Here is a 17,026-nt window from a genome sequence, read left to right as displayed (position 1 = left end):
CGCGCGCTGCCACGGGAGAGTTTTCGATGCGCGAAGACTGGAAGAATCACCTGATCGACGCCGGGGCCGAGTTCGAGGACGACGACCTCGTGCACTATGGCAACCCCGAGCGCGAACGCCGCATGGCCATCAATGGCGAGGTGATCTGCGATCTCTCCCACCGGGGCCTGCTGGAGGTCCGTGGCGAGGACGCGACCGACTTCCTGCAGGGCCAGTTCGGCAACGACATCACCCAGGTCGATGCCAGCCACAGCCAGCTCTCCAGCTATTCCAGCCCCAAGGGACGCGCCTACGCGGTGTTCCGGGTCCTGCGCACTGCGGACAGCTACCTGCTGGAAATGCCGGCCGACCGCCTCGAGGTCATCGCCAAGCGGCTGCGGATGTTCGTGCTGCGGGCCCACGTGGTGATCGAGCGCGCCGACGACTCGCGCATCCACTTCGGGCTCTCCGGCCCCGACGCCGAAACCGAGCTGAACAACGCACTGGGCACCTGCCCCGCGAACGTGGACGACGTAGTCGAGAAAGACGGTGTGACCATCGTGCGCGTGCCCGGGGTACACCCGCGCTTCGAGCTGTTCGGCGAGTTCGAGCCGATGCGCAACGCCTGGGACAAGCTGAACGTGCGCTCGGGCCCGGTGGGCCCGCGCGAGTGGGCGTTGCTCGACATCCTCGCCGGGATGCCGACCGTGGTGGAGGCGACCAGCGAGATGTTCGTGCCGCAGATGCTGAACCTGCATGCACTGGGGGCGATCAACTTCGAGAAGGGCTGCTACCCGGGACAGGAGGTGGTGGCCCGCATGCACTACCTCGGCAAGCTGAAGCGGCGCATGTTCCGCCTGGCGATCCACGCCACGGAACCGCCAAAGCCGGGCTCGCCGGTGTTTCGCGCCGACGGCAAGCCGGAGCAGTCGGATGGCGAGATCGTGGCCGCCGAGCTGCACCCGGACGGGCTCTACTCGGCCCTGGCGGTGGTGCAGGTGGCGGCCGCCGAGGGTGAGCTGCGCTGGGGGTCACCGGATGGCCCGCGGGCGGAGGTCGTCGACCTGCCCTACGCGGTACCGGAAGGAGCCTGAGCCATGCGATTCCTGTTCTTCTTTTTCGTCCTGATCCTGCTGGCGCTGTGGGCGGCCTTCTTCAGCCGCCCGAACAACCCGACGCTGTCCAACTGGCTGTACGTGCTGGCCGGGGTCCTGGCCGTGCTGTTCCTGATCGGCTACCTGCGCCTGGACGGGGTGATATAGCGCGGACCAGCACGAAGAGGGCCCTGCGCTATTCGTGCCCCGCCCTATTCGTGAATGTAGTCGACCACCTCGAGCCCGAAACCGCCCAGGCCGTGGAAGCGCTTGGGCGCGGACATCAGCTTCATGCGGCCCACGCCACAATCCGCCAGGATCTGTGCGCCAATGCCGTACATGCGCCACTCGGCCGAGTTCTCGCGCCCGCCGCGCTCCTCCTGCGGCGGCTGCCCGATCTGCTCCAGGCGCTGCGCCAGGGCCTCGGCGCTCTCGTGCTTGCGCAGCACCACCACGACCCCCTCCCCCGCCTCGTCGATGCGGCGCAGGGCGTCGTCCAGCGGCCAGCCACGATCGGGGCCGGCATAGCCCAGCGTGTCGTGCAAGGTGTTCTCCAGATGCACGCGCACCAGGGTGTCCTGCTCCGGCTTCGGCTCGCCGCGTACCAGCGCAAAGTGCAGCTCGTGGTCGACCTCGTCCTGGAATGACAGCAGGCGGAATTCGCCGTGCGCGGTCGGGAACGGGCGCTCCGAGACACGCTGCACGGTCTTTTCGTTCTCGATGCGGTAGCGGATCAGGTCCTCGATCGTCCCCATCTTCAGGTCGTGCTCGGCACAGAAGCGCTCGAGGTCCGGGCGCCGCGCCATGGTCCCGTCCTCGTTGAGGATCTCGACGATCACCGCGGCCGGCTCGGCACCGGCCAGGCGCGCGAGGTCGCAACCGGCCTCGGTGTGGCCGGCGCGCACGATCACCCCGCCCGGCTGCGCCATCAGCGGGAAGACATGCCCCGGCTGGACGATGTCGCCCGGCTGCGCATTAGGCGCCACGGCGGTGCGGATGGTGTGCGCGCGGTCGTAGGCGGAGATGCCGGTGGTCACGCCCTCGGCGGCCTCGATGGACAGCGTGAAGTTGGTGCCGTGCACGTCGTTGGTGTCAGTCACCATCAGCGGCAGCGCGAGCTGCTTGCAGCGCTCGCGGGTCAGCGTCAGGCAGATCAGTCCGCGGCCGTACTTGGCCATGAAGTTGATGTCCTCGGGGCGCACATGCGAGGCGAGCATCAGGAGGTCGCCCTCGTTCTCGCGGTCCTCGTCGTCGACGATGACCACCATGCGCCCGGCCTGCAGTTCCTGGAGGATGGTTTCGGTATTGGAGAATTCCATGCGTGCCTTCGGTCGGGGGCCGCGCGCTCAGTCGCGCGGCCCGGAATGATTGGGAAAGCCCTGTTCGGCCAGCCAGGCCTCGGACAGATCGCCTGCGCCCACGCCCGGCTCCGCCGCGCGCTCGCCCAGCATCAGGCGTTCCAGGTAGCGGGCGATCAGGTCCACCTCCAGGTTTACCGGCGTACCCACGGCGTAGACGGAGAAGCGCGTCAGCGACCAGGTGTGGGGGATGATGTTGACCTCGAACTCGGCCCCGTCGACCCGGTTCACGGTCAGGCTGGTGCCATCGATGGTGATCGAGCCCTTCGCGGCGATGTAGCGCGCCAGCGCGGCGGGGGCACGAAAGCGCACGCGAGTCGAACGTGCGTCCGGCTCCATCGCGACCACCTCGCCCACGCCATCGACATGGCCCGAGACCATGTGGCCACCGAGGCGGTCGCCCAGGGCCAGCGCCCGCTCCAGGTTGACCCGGTCACCGGGCCCCAGCCCGCCCAGCGTGGTCACATTCAGGGACTCGCGCGAGACGTCGGCGGCGAAGCCCGCGGCCGTCAGGTCGGTCACGGTCAGGCATACGCCATTGACCGCGATGGAGTCGCCCAGGCGCGTGTCTGACAGGTCCATCCCGGGGGCATTCACGTACAGGCGCACGTCGCCGCCGCTGGGCATCAGGCGATCCAGGCTGCCGAGGGTCTCGATGATTCCGGTAAACATGGGCCTTGTTTCGGTTACAGGCCGCCCCGGGAAGGGGCGCCGCGAGCCGCCCATCTTAGGGAAACGCGAAGGACTTCGCACCACGTGACGGCGGCCGTATGGGTTTGGCGCCCCAAAGGGGCTGGGCGATCAGCCCCTGGGTGTTTCTCTCAAGCGCGCGGGCGGGCGCGCAGACGCAGGCTGTCGCCGACCCAGCGGCTCTCGAGGATCTCCAGCTCCGCGCGCTCGTCCATGCGCACCAGCGGCCACTCCACCAGCGGGCGGGCACTCGAGCCGAGCAGCAACGGCGCCTGGTACAGCAGCCACTCGTCCACCCAGCCCCCGCGTGCCAGGGCCCCGGCGAGGCCCGGGCCGGACTCCACATGCAGTTCGTTGACCTCGGCCCGAGCCAGCTCCGCCAGCACCTCGCCGAGATCCAACCCGCCCTCGGGCGAGTCGCTGGCCAGCGCGATCGGACGCACGTCCGCGCCATGCCCGCGCAAGGTATCGGCCGCCGGCGACCGGGCCGCGTCCGGCCCGGTCAGGATCCACACGGGGCCGCTCTGCAGGATCTGGGCGCCGGGGGGCGTGCGCAGCCGGGCATCCAGGATCACCCGCAGCGGCTGCCGAACCGGCAGGTCCGAGTAGTGCGGGTCATCGGGAAAGCCAGCCTGGGCGGCCAGCTGGTGCGGCTTCATGCGCACGTTCAGGCGCGGGTCGTCGGCCACCACGGTACCGCTGCCGGTCAGGATCGCCCCGGCGCGCGCCCGCCACAGCTGCACATCGCGACGCGCGGCCTCGCCGGTAATCCAGCGTGACTCGCCCGAGGCCATCGCCGTGCGCCCGTCCAGGCTCGCGGCCAGCTTGATCCGGACCCACGGGCGTGCCTGCTCCATACGCTGGACAAAGCCCGGGTTCAGCGCCCGCGCCTCGGCCTCGAGCACGCCGGTTTCGACCTCGATCCCGGCCGCGCGCAGGGCCTTCATACCGCCACCACAGACCCGCGGATTCGGGTCCTGCATCGCGATCACGACCCGGGCCACACCGGCCTGGATCAGCGCCTCGGTACAGGGAGGGGTGCGGCCATCATGGCTGCACGGCTCGAGCGTCACGTAGACGGTACCCCTGCGCGCGGCTTCACCGGCCGCGCGCAGGGCGTTCACTTCGGCGTGCGGCTCGCCGGCACGCCAGTGCAGCCCCTCTCCGACGATCTCGCCATCACGTACCAGCACGCAGCCCACACGCGGGTTGGGGTCGGCGCTGAAGCGACCGCGATCGGCCAGCTCCAGCGCCCGCGCCATGTGGCGCCGATCCTCCACTGCCTGCTCGTGTCCCGGCTGTGCCATCAGCTGCCCTCCTGCGAATCCCCCGGGGCGGAGGCATCCGTGTCGGCGAGTCCCTCATCGATCAGGCGCAGCTGTGAACGGCGCATCTCCGGCGTCAGGTCATCCTCGAGCCGCTCGATGGCCTCGCGGAAGGACTGCACGCTGGCAAAGCTCAGATAGATGGAGGCAAATCGGATATAGGCCACGTGGTCCAGGGCATGCAAGGCCGCCAGGACCATTTCGCCAATGCGATCGGACTTCACCTCGGGGGCCGCCAGGGAGGCGAGCTGACGCTTGATGTCGTCGATCACGCGCTCGACATCTTCGGTCTTCACCGGGCGCTTGTGCAGCGCCCGGCGCAGACCACTGCGCAGCTTGTCCTCATCGAAGGCGACGCGCTCGCCGGAGCGCTTGACCACCCGCGGCAGGCTGAACTCCGCCCGCTCGAAGGTGGTGAACCGCGCCCGGCACTCGCGGCACTCGCGCCGGCGCCGGATCTGCTCCTGCTCCGGGCCGGCCACCCGCGAGTCGACCACGCGGGTATCGTGGGCGCCACAGGCCGGGCAGCGCATGGCAGGCCGCCGCTACGCCGCGTTATTCGGACGCGCCGTAGACCGGGAAGCGGCGGCAGATCTCGACGACCTTGTCGCGGGTCGCGTCGATCACCTGCTCGTTCTCGTGGTCGTCCAGCACGTCGGCGATCCAACCGGCCAGCTCGCGCGACTCGGCCTCGGTGAAGCCACGGGTGGTCAGCGCGGCGGTGCCGATGCGGATGCCGGAGGTCACGAACGGGGACTGCGGGTCATTCGGCACGGCGTTCTTGTTGACCGTGATGTTGGCGCGGCCCAGGGCGGCATCCGCGGCCTTGCCGGTCATGCCCTTGGACACCAGGCTCAGCAGGAACAGGTGGTTGTCGGTGCCACCGGAGACGATGTCGTAGCCGCGTTCGACCAGGACCTCGGCCATCGCGCGGGCGTTGGCAATCACCTGCTTCTGGTAGGTCTTGAATTCCGGCTCCAGGGCCTCCTTGAACGCCACCGCCTTGCCGGCGATCACGTGCATCAGCGGGCCACCCTGAGTCCCCGGGAAGATCAGCGACTGGAACTTCTTGTTCAGCTCCGGCTGGCCCTTGGTGATGATGAAGCCGCCACGCGGCCCGCGCAGGGACTTGTGCGTGGTCGAGGTGACCACGTGGGCGTGGTCGATCGGGTTCGGGTATTCGCCGGCGGCGATCAGGCCGGAGACGTGGGCCATGTCCACCATCAGGTAGGCGCCCACGGAATCGGCGATCTCGCGGAAGCGCTTCCAGTCGACCACGCGCGAGTAGGCGGAGAAGCCGGCGACGATCATCTTCGGCTGGTGCTCGGTGGCCAGGCGCTGGACCTCGTCGTAGTCGATCAGGCCCTCGTCGGTGATGCCGTACTGCACCGCGTTGTAGATCTTGCCGGAGAAGTTCGGCTTGGCGCCGTGGGTCAGGTGACCGCCGGCGTCCAGGCTCATGCCGAGCACGGTGTCATGCGGCTGCAGCAGGGCCATGTACACCGCCGCGTTGGCCTGCGAGCCGGAATGCGGCTGCACGTTCGCGTAGTCGGCGCCGTAGAGCTCCTTGAGACGGTCGATCGCGAGCTGTTCGACGATATCCACGTACTCGCAGCCACCATAGTAGCGCTTGCCCGGGTAGCCCTCGGCGTACTTGTTGGTCAGCACGGAGCCCTGGGCCTCCATCACGCGCGGGCTGGTGTAGTTCTCGGAGGCGATCAGCTCGATGTGCTCTTCCTGGCGCTGCGCCTCCTTGCTGATCGCGCCCCAGAGTTCGTCGTCGTAGCCGTGGATGCTCATGTCGATCGAAAACATTCGGATCTCCCGTTTCATTCATTCGTGGATTCGGTCTCCCGGCGCGCCGACTCGCCAGCGCAGGCCTGGGAAGGGGGAAACAAAGACGCGTAATGATAGGGGATGCGGGGCATTTTTTCAGGCGGCCGCCACGGCACGGCCCCGCCCCGGGTCCAATGGCGCTTGGCGCCGGACCGCGAATATTGCCTGTTTTTCATGCAGATAAACCGTATCCCCGCGTTCCCGAAAGCTCGACGGGACCGCAACGATGTCCGGCGCATACAACCCCGTGTCCCATTTCTTTACACCCGGCCCCGGCCGGGGAATCCCCGCCGACCGCGGCCCTCGACGCGTGCGGGGCACCACTCGCCCGAACAGGGGGCAAGCAAGGTGTCGCACATTTTTACGCCACCCCCCAGTCCAGTGCTGTGCGGCAGCGGGAGTAAGGGGTCTATCCATCTGTTTTTACGGATGCGTTCCCGAGACCAGCCCGGGTGGCATCGTTTCTGCATAGTCCTGGATGCAAAAGGATCCGGATGGGCCGGATCCGCGCAAGCCACCCAGGGGGCCCCTACCCAGGGAAGGTAAATTGAATGAAACCAACACGCTTCACACCCTATTTCGCGAGTGCGGCCCTGTTGCTGGGCCTGGGACTGTCCGGCGCCACACAGGCTTCCACGATCGACCCGCTGCTGGAGTGCTCCAGCCTGGACGGAGGCGTTGAAGATCGCGTCACCACCAACATTGGCTGTCAGATTCTCTCGCCGCTGGACGGGCATGCGAACGATCCCGTGGGGGGCGACCCCTCGAACTGGATCGTCAACACGGCCGGTGGCACGGGTTTTTTCGGCATCAGCAACTGGCAGTTCGACGGCCGCTGGGAGGATCCGAAGAAGGAAAATGACGAGAATAACGGAAACGATGAACCGCAGCCCCTGGAGTTCGACCCGGCCGATCCGACCCTTAACCTGGTCACGATGAACGGCGACGCCCAGGGCGGGACCTGGACGCTCGATCCGAGCTTTGTCTACGGCGACCTGTTGTTCCTGTTCAAGGACGGCGGCAGCACCAATCTGACCGGGTTCCTGATGACCGGCTACAGCGGCAGCTATCTCTCGCCGTTTATCGAACCGCCGTTTGACTTCCCGGGCGCAAGCCCCAGGGACATCTCCCACGTGAGCATCTATTACCGCCCCAACGGGGACATACCGGAACCCCACACCCTGCTCCTGCTGGGACTGGGACTGGGCCTGCTGGGCCTCGCCCTGCAGCGGAAATCGCGCAGGCGTTCGCAGGGCTCCCTGACAACCTGACGACACCCAACCAACACACCCCATCCATGATGGCGCCCATGTGGCGCCATCATTTCGTTTGGGCCGGCCGATCGTAAATGGCACACCTCAGCCGGACCTGTCCGGTTTTTTTACACCCCGCCCGCACCCGATGGCCGGCTCTGTCGCGCCTGCATCTGTAACCCGCTGTTTCAAATATACAATCGTCCAGCAGATCAAATATGGCACGGGGCGTGCTGTATTTCCGCTTGGTCAGTGCTGGCACTTTTGGATGACCCAGACCCCAGCCGCTTGACCAGGAACCATGGAGGGACTTTTGTCCCATGGAGGTAAGCCCGATGTCGTTCAAGCCCTTGCTCTCTTTGCTGGCCGGCACCCTGTTCGCGGCGAGCCTGTCGCTCTCCGGGGCCACTCACGCCGCGCTCCTCGATTGCACCACCCTGCCCGGCAACGTCGGTGATGCCATCACCGACAACCTCGGCTGTCAGATCCTGTCGCCCCTGGATGGCGCGGCAACCGACCCCACCACCGGGGATCCGTCTATCTGGCTGGTGAATACCGCCGGCGGTACCGGGTTCTTCGGGATCAACGACTGGCGGTTCGACGGCCGCTGGACCTCCCCCGGGGCAAACAGCGCGACCCTCGCCAGCTTCGATGGCAATCGCCACAGCGGGCAATGGAGCCTGGATTCCGGTTGGGACTACGGGGATCTCCTGCTGGTGTTCAGCCATGGCCAGGGCACCAACCTTGTCGGCTTCCTGATGACCGGCACGAGCGGTGAATACCGCTCGCCCTTCACCCAGCCGCCGTTCGATTACCCGGGTGTGGCTACGCGCAATATCTCGCAGATCAGTGTTTATTTCCGTCCGAGCAGGGACGGCACGATCCCCGAACCGACAACGGTGATGCTGATGGCCGCAGGGCTCGGTCTGCTCGGTCTGATCCTGCGGCATCACCGACGGCGCGGGCCCCGTTTACCCGCCTGAAGTCCCATCCAGCGGCTACCGACCACTGAACCGGGGGTGCGCCGCTCGGTCAGGCCCTCTGCCCGAACAAGGATGATCCTGAACAGCCCCCGGTATCCCGGCGCGCGGGTGCCGCCGCCCCGGGGCCGCGCACAACCCCGCCCCGAACGCGAACGTGCGATTTGGTCGGCATCTCCCTAGAATTCTCGGCACAGCCGCGATTCGTTCCCGGCACCAAACCCGGAGGGCGTATGAACCGATTCAGTGTGCCGAGGGTCAACCAGCGCTGGCTGCGCCGCCTGGCGGGCATACTGGCCATGGTCACCCTGCTGCTGGCGACTGCCGCGCAAGCCGAATCGCGTTTCATCAACATTGGCACCGGCGGGGTCACCGGGGTGTACTACCCGGCGGGCCAGCACCTGTGCCGCCTGTTCAACACCCGGCGCGACGAGCACGGGATGCGCTGCACGGCGGAGAGCACCGGCGGCTCGGTATTCAACCTCAACATGATCCGCTCGGGCGATATGGACTTCGGCGTTGCGCAGTCTGACCTTCAACACCACGCCTACCGCGGTACCGGGCGCTTCGAGGAATACGGGCCCACCACCCATTTGCGTGCGGTCTTCAGCCTGCATGCCGAACCGCTTACCCTGGTGGTACGCCCCGATGCGGGCATCGAGGGGCTGGACGACCTGCCCGGCAAGCGCGTCAACATCGGCAACCCCGGTTCCGGTCAGCGCATCCTGATGGAAGAACTGATGGAAGCACTGGGCTGGGACCATGACAGCTTCCGCCGAGTCGGCGAGCTGCCTTCCCGCGAACAGGCGCAGGCCCTGTGCGACAACCGCATCGACGCCTTTGTGTTCTCCGTCGGCCACCCCTCGGCCGCGATCCAGGAGCCCATTGCAACCTGCGACGCTCGGCTGGTCTCGATCGAGGGCTCGACGATCGACCAGCTGGTGGAGGAGACGCCCTATTACCTGCGCGCGGTAATTCCGGCCGGCACCTACCCGAACCAGGACGACGACATCCACACGTACGGCGTCGGTGCCACGCTGGTCACCTCGTCCCGCACCTCGGACCGCGCCGTCTACGAGATCACCCGTGCGGTGTTCGAGAACTTCGAGACCTTCCGCGGTCTGCACCCGGCGTTCGGGCCTCTGGAACGCGAGACGATGGTGGACGAAGGATTGTCGGCCCCGCTGCATCCGGGGGCCCAGCGCTACTTCCGTGAAGCGGGGCTGATCGAATGAGCGAGACCAGGGGGACAACGGGCGAGACCACGGAACCGCCAAACAACGCGGCCGAGACCGCTCAAGAGCTGGAGTTCGGCGCACGCCACCCGGGACGTCCCACGCGCACTCTCATCTGGCTGACCGCAGTCGCCTGGTCGCTGTTCCAGATCTGGATCGCCTCGCCCCTGGCCGACTGGCTGGACGTCTTCGTGGTCTCGGATACCGAAGCGCGTTCAATCCATCTGGCGTTTGCGATATTCCTGGCCTACCTGCTCTTTCCCGCGATCCGCCCGGGTACGCGCCACACGAGCTGGCCGCGCGCTATCGGGGTGACCTATGCCCTGGGCGGGCTGTTGCTGATGGCGCTCGGGGTCTGGCAGCTGCTGGGCCTGGAGCGCCTGGCCGAGGTCTACGTAGTCATCGGACTGGGCCTGCTGGTGGTTGCATTGCCGCTGCTGCGCGGCCGGGACCCCATCCACCATGTGCCCCTGACCGACTGGATGTTCGCGGCAATCGCGGCCTTCAGCTCGCTGTACCTGTACCTGTTTCACGCCGAACTGGCCGATCGTCCCGGCGCCCCAACGGACGTCGACCTGATCGTTGCCGGACTCGGCCTGATCCTGCTGCTGGAGGCCACCCGCCGGGTGCTGGGCCCGGCGCTGACGATCATCGCCGCGATCTTCCTCTTCTACACCTTCGCGGGCCCGATCATGCCCGACCTGATCGCCCATCGCGGAGCCAGCTACCCGCGCGCAATGGCCCAGCAATGGCTGTCCAACGAGGGGGTCTTCGGTATCGCGCTCGGGGTCTCGACCAGCTTCGTATTCCTGTTCGTGCTGTTCGGCGCGCTGCTGGAACGAGCCGGTGCGGGCGACTACTTCATCCGGGTGGCATTCTCCCTGCTCGGGCACATGCGCGGTGGCCCGGCCAAGGCCGCGGTGATGGCCTCCGGGATGACGGGCGTGGTCTCGGGCTCCTCGATCGCCAACGTGGTCACGACCGGGACCTTCACCGTGCCACTGATGAAGCGGGTGGGCTTTGCCCCGCACAAGGCCGGGGCCGTGGAGGTTGCCAGCTCCGTGAACGGCCAGCTGATGCCGCCGGTAATGGGTGCCGCCGCGTTCCTGATGGTCGAGTACGTCGGCATCCCCTACGTCGAGGTCCTCAAGCACGCGATCCTGCCCGCCCTGATCGCCTATATCGCGCTGATCTACATCGTGCACCTGGAGGCCTGCAAGAACGGCATGGAGGGCCTCAGGCGCGCCACTGTCACCACCTGGCGCGGCCGCCTGATCAGCTTCGGGATTACCGTCTCCAGCCTGATCATCCTCGCCGCCGCGGTGTACTGGGGGCTCGGCTGGATCAAGGACCTGGCCGGCGACGCCGCCGCCTGGATCATCGCCGGTTTGCTGTTTACCGCCTACCTGGTGCTGTTGTGGATTGCCGCCCACGAGCCGGAGGCGGAGCCGCTGGATACCGAGCGTCCCCTGCCGCGCGTGCTGCCCACGGTGCTGGGCGGCCTGCACTACGTGCTGCCGCTGGTCGTGCTGGTCTGGGCCCTGGTCGTGGAACGCCTGTCGCCGGGGCTTTCGGCCTTCTGGGCCGTGGCGTTCATGATCTTCATCGTGCTGACCCAGCGGCCGCTGGTCGCGCTGTTCCGGGGCCAGGGCCGGCTCGCCCAGGCAACCTGGGTCGGCGTCTGGGAGCTGTTCCAGGGCTTCGAGACCGGCGCGCGCAACATGATCGGCATCGGTGTCGCAACGGCCGCGGCCGGGATCATCGTCGGCACGGTCGCGATGACCGGGGTCGGACTGGTGCTGACCGACCTGGTCGACACCCTCTCCGGCGGCAACCTGCTGCTGGTGCTGCTGCTGACCGCGCTGATCAGCCTGATACTGGGTCTGGGTCTGCCGACCACCGCGAACTACATCGTGGTCGCAACCCTGATGGCCCCGGTCATCGTGGAGCTGGGCGCGCAGAACGACATCCTGATCCCGCTGATCGCCGCACACCTGTTCGTGTTCTACTTCGGCATCATGGCGGACGTGACGCCGCCCGTGGGGCTGGCCTCGTTCGCCGGCGCGGCCGTCGCGAAGGCGGACCCGATCCGCACCGGGATACAAGCCTTCGCCTACAGCCTGCGCACCATCGCGCTGCCCTTCTTCTTCATCTTCAACAGCCAGTTGCTGCTGATCGGCGTGGACAACGTGTTCCAGCTGCTGCTCGTCTTCTTCGGCTCGCTGGCGGGCATCCTGCTGTTTACCGCGGCCACCCAGGGCTGGTTCCTGGCCCGCAGCCGACACTGGGAGTCGGCATTGCTGCTGGTCAGCGCATTCGTGCTGCTGGCCCCGACCGTACTGATGGATCGGGTGGCCGAGCCCTACGAGCGCGTGCCGGCAGAACAGCTGTTCGAGGTCGTGGAGACCATCCCGGATCGCGAATCGCTGCGGGTGGAGGCCATCGGCATCGACCTGGAGGGCCGCGAGATCACCCGCACCGTGATGTTCCCTCTGGGCGACCCGGACCTGGAGCCGCGCGAACGCCTGTCCGATGCCGGGCTCGACGTAACCTTCGACGAGGAGACGGAAAAGGCCCGTATCCAGACGGTTGCTTTTGGCAGCCCGGCCGGCCGGGTAGGCTTGGAGGGTGGCTGGACGATCACCAGCGTGCTCGTGGAAACGGACCGGCCGAGCCCCTACTGGTGGTACCTCCCGGGCCTGCTGCCGGCACTGCTGGTGGCCTGGAACCAGCGCCGGCGCGAGCCGCCCACCGGGCCCACTGCGACGGCACCCGCGCTCAGCGCCTGACGATCCACGCGACAGGAAGACTGCACCATGGAACAACCCAAATACGGCTTCAACGTGCTCGTGAATGCCCCGATGGATACGACCATCGAGCGCACGACGGCGGCACTGGGCGAGGAGGGCTTCGGCATCCTCAGCGAGATCGACGTGGCCGCCGCCTTCAAGAAGAAGCTGGATCTCGATCATCGGCCCTACCGCATTCTCGGCGCCTGCAACCCGCACCTCGCGCGCCAGGCCATAGAGGCCGATCCCAACATTGGCCTGCTGCTGCCCTGCAACGTGCTGGTGCAGGACAACCAGGATGGCACCTGCACGGTCGGCTTCATGGACCCCGTGGCGGTCATGGGACTGGTGGACAAACCGGGCGTCGAGGCCCTCGCCAGTGATGTCCGGCAGCGCCTCGAGCGGGTGCGTCTGGCGCTGGAAACCGGCTAAGCCCCGCGCGCAGTGAGAGACGCCAGGGACCATGCGCCCGCCCTCGCGGAGACCGTCCGCGAGGCCAGTGTCACAGGCACACGGATCGCCGTGCGCGGCGGGCGCCGGCATGACGCTCAGGCCTTCCCGGCCGGCGTTCCCTCCGGCGTATTCGAGCTGGAGTGCCGCAATCACCGCGGCATCGTGACCCTGGAGCCCAGCGAGCTGGTCGTCACAGTGCGCAGCGGCACCCCCGTGGTCACGCTGGACCAGGCCCTGGCCGAAGTCGGCATGATGCTCCCCTTCGAACCCGCGCTGGGTGCACCAGAGGCCAGCGTCGGTGGCATGGTCGCGCTGGGGCTCTCGGGCCCACGCCGTCCCTGGGCGGCCGCGCTGCGCGACGCCGTGCTGGGCACCCGGATCGTGAACGGGCGCGGCGAGATCCTGCAGTTCGGCGGGCAGGTGATGAAGAACGTCGCGGGCTTCGATGTCTCCCGCCTGATCTGCGGCAGCCTGGGCGGACTCGGGCTGATCCTGGAGACCAGTTTCAAGCTGCTGCCGCGACCGGCCTGCGAGCGCTACCTGCAACGCGAGGATGATGCCGAGTCGTTCATCGCGCGCTGCAGCGCCTGGGGGCGCACCGGGTGGCCATTCTCGGGGATCGCCTGGCACGACGGCGTCACCCATATCCGTCTCGGCGGCGGCGAGGAGGCGGTTGACGAGGCCATCCAGCGCATCGATGCCGAGCCCGGCGACCCGGCCCGGGGATTCTGGGACGCACTGCGTGACCGCAGCCTGCCCTTTTTCGTTGACGAGCTGGCCACCAACGCCCGGCTGTGGCGGATCAGCCTGCCGCCGGCGACAGAACCGCTCGCACTGTCCGGGGAGTGGCTGATGAGCTGGGCCGGTGCGGAGCGCTGGCTGCGCACGACAGAACACCCGGAGACCGTGCGTCGCGCCGTGACCGCGGCCGGGGGCCACGCCCGCCTGTGGCTCGGCGATGCCCCGGGCGTGCCCCGCCTGCACCCGCGGGGCGAGGCCCTGGAGGCCCTGGAAGGCCGCCTGCGCGAGTCCCTGGACCCGGATGGCGTCTTCTTCGCCCCCCTGCTGCCGAACCCGCGCTCCCGCCGGCCGCGCACGACCTGAGCCATGGAGACCCGGCTGCACGAGCGCTTCGCCGATGACCCGGCCGCGCGCATTGCGGAGGATGCGCTGCGCGCCTGCGTGCACTGCGGCTTCTGCAACGCGACCTGCCCGACCTACCAGGAGCTGGGTGACGAGGTCGACGGCCCGCGCGGCCGCATCTACCAGATCAAGGAGATCCTCGAATCCGGCGAGGCCAACCCGACCGCGCGCACCCATCTGGACCGCTGCCTGACCTGCCTCAACTGCATGACCACCTGCCCCTCCGGGGTGGACTACAACCACCTGGTCGCCTATGGCCGCGAGGTGATCGAGCACGACCTCGACCGAAACTGGCGCGAGCGGGCCCTGCGCGGCCTGCTGTCCCGCGCGCTGCCCGCGCGCTGGCCGTTCCGAATGGCCCTGGGGCTGGGGCGCCTGGTCCGCCCTGCCCTGCCCGCGGCCCTGCGCCGCCGGGTACCCGAGCGGCACGGCGCCAGGAAGGCGGCACAACCGGCCCCTTCGCAAGTACTGGAAGGTTTTCCCCACGGGCGCATCCTGCTGCTGGCTGGCTGCGTGCATGACGCAATCGACGCGCGCACCAACGCCTCGCTGAAGAACCTGCTTGGTCGCCTTGGTATCGAGGTCGTGGAAGTCGGTGAAACGCGTTGCTGCGGCGCGGTCGAACACCACTTGGCCTTCGAAGATCGGGCCCGGCAACGGGTACGCGCCAACCTCGACGCCTGGAAAGGCGTGCTCGACCAGGGCGTGGACGCGGTGGTCAGCACCGCCAGCGGCTGCGGCGTGATGCTGCGCGACTACGGCCACCTGCTGGCTGGCGACCCCGACTACGCGGAACGCGCACGCGACGTCTCCGAGCGCGTACGCGATCCGGTGGAGCTGTTCACACCGGCTGCCATCGAGAAGCTGGGCATCCGCGCGCCGCAGGGCCACGACCCGATCGCCTGGCACGCCCCCTGCACCCTGCAACATGGCCAGCGTCTGGCCGGGCGTGTGGAACCGCTGCTGCAGGCAGCCGGTTTCGAACTGTCACCCACGGGGGAACCTCACCTGTGCTGCGGCTCGGCGGGGACCTATTCGATCACCCAGCCGGCGATGGCCGCCCGGCTGCGTACCCGCAAGCTGGACAATCTGGAGGCCACCGCGCCCGCGCGCATCGTGACCGCCAACGTCGGCTGCCAGACGCATCTGCAATCCGGCACCGACACCCCGGTCGAGCACTGGCTGACGCTGCTCGAACGCCATTGCCCGGCAACTCCCGCCGGTGCGTAGGGGCGCTTGCCCGGGCTCCTGCGGCGATCTAGATTCCCCCTTTTCCAATCCGGTAGACGCATCCATGCAGGCAAAATCCTTTCTCCCCCCGCAGCGCACCCTGATGGGCCCCGGCCCCTCCGACGTGAACCCGCGCGTGCTGAGCGCGATGAGCCGCCCGATCATCGGCCACCTGGATCCGGTGTTCGTCGGCATGATGGAGGAGATGAAAGGCCTGCTGCAGTACGCCTTCCAAACCGAGAACGCGCTGACCCTGCCGGTCTCCGCCCCCGGTTCCGCCGGCATGGAGACCTGCTTCGCCAACCTGGTGGAGCCGGGCGACAAGGTGATCGTCTGCATCAACGGCGTGTTCGGCACGCGCATGAAGGAGAACGTCGAGCGCTGCGGCGGCACCGCCGTGGTGGTCGAGGACGACTGGGGCGCCCCGGTCTCCCCGGAGAAGGTCGCGGAAGCGCTGAAGGGCAACCCGGACGCGAAGGTCCTGGCCTTCGTGCATGCCGAGACCTCCACCGGTGCCTGCTCCGATGTCGAGACCCTGTGCCGGATGGCCCGCGAACACGACTGCCTGACCATCGTGGACGCGGTCACCAGCCTGGGCGGCAGCCCGCTGAAGGTCGACGACTGGGGTGTGGATGCGATCTACTCCGGCAGCCAGAAGTGCCTGTCCTGCACCCCGGGCCTGTCGCCGGTCAGCTTCAGCCAGCGCGCGGTGGACCGCATCCAGGCGCGCAGCCACAAGGTGCAGAGCTGGTTCCTCGACCTGAACCTGGTGATGGGCTACTGGGGTGGCGGCGGCAAGCGCGCCTACCACCACACCGCGCCGATCAACGCCCTGTATGCGCTGCACGAGTCGCTGGTCATCCTCGCCGAGGAAGGCCTGGAGAACAGCTGGACCCGCCACGCCCGCCACCACACGGCACTGCGCGCGGGCCTCGAGGCGATGGGGCTGAAGTTCCTGGTCGACGAGGCCCACCGCCTGCCGCAACTCAACGCCGTGCACGTCCCCGAAGGCGTGGACGAGGCCGCGGTGCGCGCGGAGCTGCTGGAGCGCTACAACCTCGAGATCGGCGCCGGGCTCGGCCCCTATGCCGGCAAGGTCTGGCGCATCGGTCTGATGGGCCATGGCGCGAACGAGCGCAACGTGTCGCTGTGCCTGTCCGCACTGGAGGCGGTGCTGGCCGACATGGGCGCGGTGAAGCCGGGCCAGGCCCTGGCCGCCGCCCGTGCGAGCTACAAGCAAGCGTAGCGCTGGACCACCCGAGCCGATAACGAAACCTGCGGGAGACGCAACATGACGCTTTCCGAACTACTGCAGTACCTGGACGAGAACATGGACGGGGTCTTCCTGGACGGCGACTCCGCCAGCACCCTGGAGAAGGCCCGCAGCGGCGAGCACCGCAATCCAATCGCGGCCGAGGTGCTGACCACGCTGATGGACGGTGCCGGTGCCGACGGCCCGGACACCACCCTGGAGCGCGCCGAGGCGGTCAAGGCCATCGGCCCGCTGCGCCTGAAGTACATGGCCGACGACGCCCCGGTCGAGGGCTTCCGCCTGGTGGAAAAGACCATCGTCACCATCGACGCCGCCTACAACGACGAGGCCCTCTCCTCGCGCGGCTGACACCCCTCGACCCGGTCATCCTCCCGGATCATCGCTTCAC

The 17,026-nt window shown here is 68.0% G+C and carries 16 protein-coding genes; 11 read left to right on the top strand and 5 right to left on the bottom strand.

Going from position 1 to position 17,026, the window contains the following annotated elements; translation table 11 throughout:
- Window positions 1-26: 26 nt before the first annotated feature.
- Entirely contained in the window at window positions 27-1,073 is a 1,047-nt protein-coding gene (locus C995_RS0103895) for a folate-binding protein YgfZ (RefSeq protein WP_018863689.1), read from the top strand.
- Window positions 1,074-1,076: 3 nt separating this feature from the next.
- On the top strand, window positions 1,077-1,241 hold the full coding sequence (locus C995_RS14310; protein ID WP_012983248.1) for a hypothetical protein: 165 nt from the start codon (window positions 1,077-1,079) through the stop codon (window positions 1,239-1,241).
- A 44-nt stretch (window positions 1,242-1,285) separates the two neighbouring features.
- On the opposite strand, the gene ribBA is transcribed toward C995_RS14310, so the two are convergent.
- From ribBA to glyA, 5 genes are all read right to left on the bottom strand, one after another.
- Window positions 1,286-2,392 carry a bifunctional 3,4-dihydroxy-2-butanone-4-phosphate synthase/GTP cyclohydrolase II gene (ribBA, locus tag C995_RS0103885; protein ID WP_018863688.1) on the bottom strand — a complete coding sequence of 369 codons (1,107 nt, stop codon included), beginning with the start codon at window positions 2,390-2,392 and terminating at the stop codon, window positions 1,286-1,288.
- A gap of 27 nt (window positions 2,393-2,419) precedes the next feature.
- Window positions 2,420-3,103 carry a riboflavin synthase gene (locus C995_RS0103880; RefSeq protein WP_018863687.1) on the bottom strand — a complete coding sequence of 228 codons (684 nt, stop codon included), beginning with the start codon at window positions 3,101-3,103 and terminating at the stop codon, window positions 2,420-2,422.
- A gap of 149 nt (window positions 3,104-3,252) precedes the next feature.
- The gene (gene ribD, locus C995_RS0103875) at window positions 3,253-4,428 is read right to left on the bottom strand and encodes a bifunctional diaminohydroxyphosphoribosylaminopyrimidine deaminase/5-amino-6-(5-phosphoribosylamino)uracil reductase RibD (protein ID WP_018863686.1); all 1,176 of its coding nucleotides are present in this window, start codon (window positions 4,426-4,428) and stop codon (window positions 3,253-3,255) included.
- A complete protein-coding gene (nrdR, locus tag C995_RS0103870; protein WP_018863685.1) occupies window positions 4,428-4,979 on the bottom strand; it encodes a transcriptional regulator NrdR in 552 nt (183 codons plus the stop codon). Before nrdR ends, ribD begins: the two co-directional genes overlap by 1 nt.
- 22 nt (window positions 4,980-5,001) lie before the next feature.
- Entirely contained in the window at window positions 5,002-6,261 is a 1,260-nt protein-coding gene (glyA, locus tag C995_RS0103865; RefSeq protein WP_018863684.1) for a serine hydroxymethyltransferase, read from the bottom strand.
- Between the two features lie 572 nt (window positions 6,262-6,833).
- On the opposite strand from glyA, the gene C995_RS0103860 reads away from it, so the two are divergent.
- From C995_RS0103860 to C995_RS0103820, 9 genes are all read left to right on the top strand, one after another.
- The gene (locus C995_RS0103860) at window positions 6,834-7,553 is read left to right on the top strand and encodes a PEP-CTERM sorting domain-containing protein (protein WP_018863683.1); all 720 of its coding nucleotides are present in this window, start codon (window positions 6,834-6,836) and stop codon (window positions 7,551-7,553) included.
- Window positions 7,554-7,885: 332 nt separating this feature from the next.
- On the top strand, window positions 7,886-8,518 hold the full coding sequence (locus tag C995_RS0103855) for a PEP-CTERM sorting domain-containing protein (RefSeq protein WP_026278930.1): 633 nt from the start codon (window positions 7,886-7,888) through the stop codon (window positions 8,516-8,518).
- A 230-nt stretch (window positions 8,519-8,748) separates the two neighbouring features.
- On the top strand, window positions 8,749-9,750 hold the full coding sequence (locus C995_RS0103850; RefSeq protein ID WP_018863681.1) for a TAXI family TRAP transporter solute-binding subunit: 1,002 nt from the start codon (window positions 8,749-8,751) through the stop codon (window positions 9,748-9,750).
- Entirely contained in the window at window positions 9,747-12,539 is a 2,793-nt protein-coding gene (locus C995_RS0103845; RefSeq protein ID WP_018863680.1) for a TRAP transporter permease, read from the top strand. Before C995_RS0103850 ends, C995_RS0103845 begins: the two co-directional genes overlap by 4 nt.
- A gap of 27 nt (window positions 12,540-12,566) precedes the next feature.
- Entirely contained in the window at window positions 12,567-12,971 is a 405-nt protein-coding gene (locus tag C995_RS0103840) for a DUF302 domain-containing protein (RefSeq protein WP_018863679.1), read from the top strand.
- Between the two features lie 12 nt (window positions 12,972-12,983).
- Window positions 12,984-14,096 (top strand): glycolate oxidase subunit GlcE, encoded by a 1,113-nt coding sequence (glcE, locus tag C995_RS0103835; protein WP_026278929.1) that lies wholly within the window; start codon window positions 12,984-12,986, stop codon window positions 14,094-14,096.
- A gap of 3 nt (window positions 14,097-14,099) precedes the next feature.
- Window positions 14,100-15,365 (top strand): glycolate oxidase subunit GlcF, encoded by a 1,266-nt coding sequence (gene glcF / locus C995_RS0103830; protein ID WP_018863677.1) that lies wholly within the window; start codon window positions 14,100-14,102, stop codon window positions 15,363-15,365.
- A 64-nt stretch (window positions 15,366-15,429) separates the two neighbouring features.
- A complete protein-coding gene (locus C995_RS0103825; protein WP_018863676.1) occupies window positions 15,430-16,611 on the top strand; it encodes an alanine--glyoxylate aminotransferase family protein in 1,182 nt (393 codons plus the stop codon).
- 45 nt (window positions 16,612-16,656) lie between these two features.
- A complete protein-coding gene (locus tag C995_RS0103820) occupies window positions 16,657-16,986 on the top strand; it encodes a hypothetical protein (RefSeq protein ID WP_018863675.1) in 330 nt (109 codons plus the stop codon).
- Window positions 16,987-17,026 lie beyond the last annotated feature (40 nt).

The organism is Thioalkalivibrio sp. ARh3, assembly GCF_000377265.1.
In the GTDB taxonomy this organism is placed as follows: domain Bacteria; phylum Pseudomonadota; class Gammaproteobacteria; order Ectothiorhodospirales; family Ectothiorhodospiraceae; genus Thioalkalivibrio; species Thioalkalivibrio thiocyanoxidans.
The sequence above is the reverse complement of the archived record's forward strand: the minus strand, read 5'-3'. Positions and strand labels throughout refer to the sequence as shown.

Bases quoted from the DNA above. Each gene is read 5' to 3' on its own strand.
- C995_RS0103850 (WP_018863681.1), top strand. From the start codon at position 8,749: ATGAACCGATTCAGTGTGCCGAGGGTCAACCAGCGCTGGCTGCGCCGC.
- glyA (WP_018863684.1), bottom strand. From the start codon at position 6,261: ATGTTTTCGATCGACATGAGCATCCACGGCTACGACGACGAACTCTGG.
- C995_RS0103840 (WP_018863679.1), top strand. From the start codon at position 12,567: ATGGAACAACCCAAATACGGCTTCAACGTGCTCGTGAATGCCCCGATG.
- nrdR (WP_018863685.1), bottom strand. From the start codon at position 4,979: ATGCGCTGCCCGGCCTGTGGCGCCCACGATACCCGCGTGGTCGACTCG.
- glcF (WP_018863677.1), top strand. From the start codon at position 14,100: ATGGAGACCCGGCTGCACGAGCGCTTCGCCGATGACCCGGCCGCGCGC.
- C995_RS0103880 (WP_018863687.1), bottom strand. From the start codon at position 3,103: ATGTTTACCGGAATCATCGAGACCCTCGGCAGCCTGGATCGCCTGATG.
- ribD (WP_018863686.1), bottom strand. From the start codon at position 4,428: ATGGCACAGCCGGGACACGAGCAGGCAGTGGAGGATCGGCGCCACATG.
- C995_RS14310 (WP_012983248.1), top strand. From the start codon at position 1,077: ATGCGATTCCTGTTCTTCTTTTTCGTCCTGATCCTGCTGGCGCTGTGG.
- C995_RS0103820 (WP_018863675.1), top strand. From the start codon at position 16,657: ATGACGCTTTCCGAACTACTGCAGTACCTGGACGAGAACATGGACGGG.
- C995_RS0103860 (WP_018863683.1), top strand. From the start codon at position 6,834: ATGAAACCAACACGCTTCACACCCTATTTCGCGAGTGCGGCCCTGTTG.
- ribBA (WP_018863688.1), bottom strand. From the start codon at position 2,392: ATGGAATTCTCCAATACCGAAACCATCCTCCAGGAACTGCAGGCCGGG.
- C995_RS0103825 (WP_018863676.1), top strand. From the start codon at position 15,430: ATGCAGGCAAAATCCTTTCTCCCCCCGCAGCGCACCCTGATGGGCCCC.
- C995_RS0103845 (WP_018863680.1), top strand. From the start codon at position 9,747: ATGAGCGAGACCAGGGGGACAACGGGCGAGACCACGGAACCGCCAAAC.
- C995_RS0103895 (WP_018863689.1), top strand. From the start codon at position 27: ATGCGCGAAGACTGGAAGAATCACCTGATCGACGCCGGGGCCGAGTTC.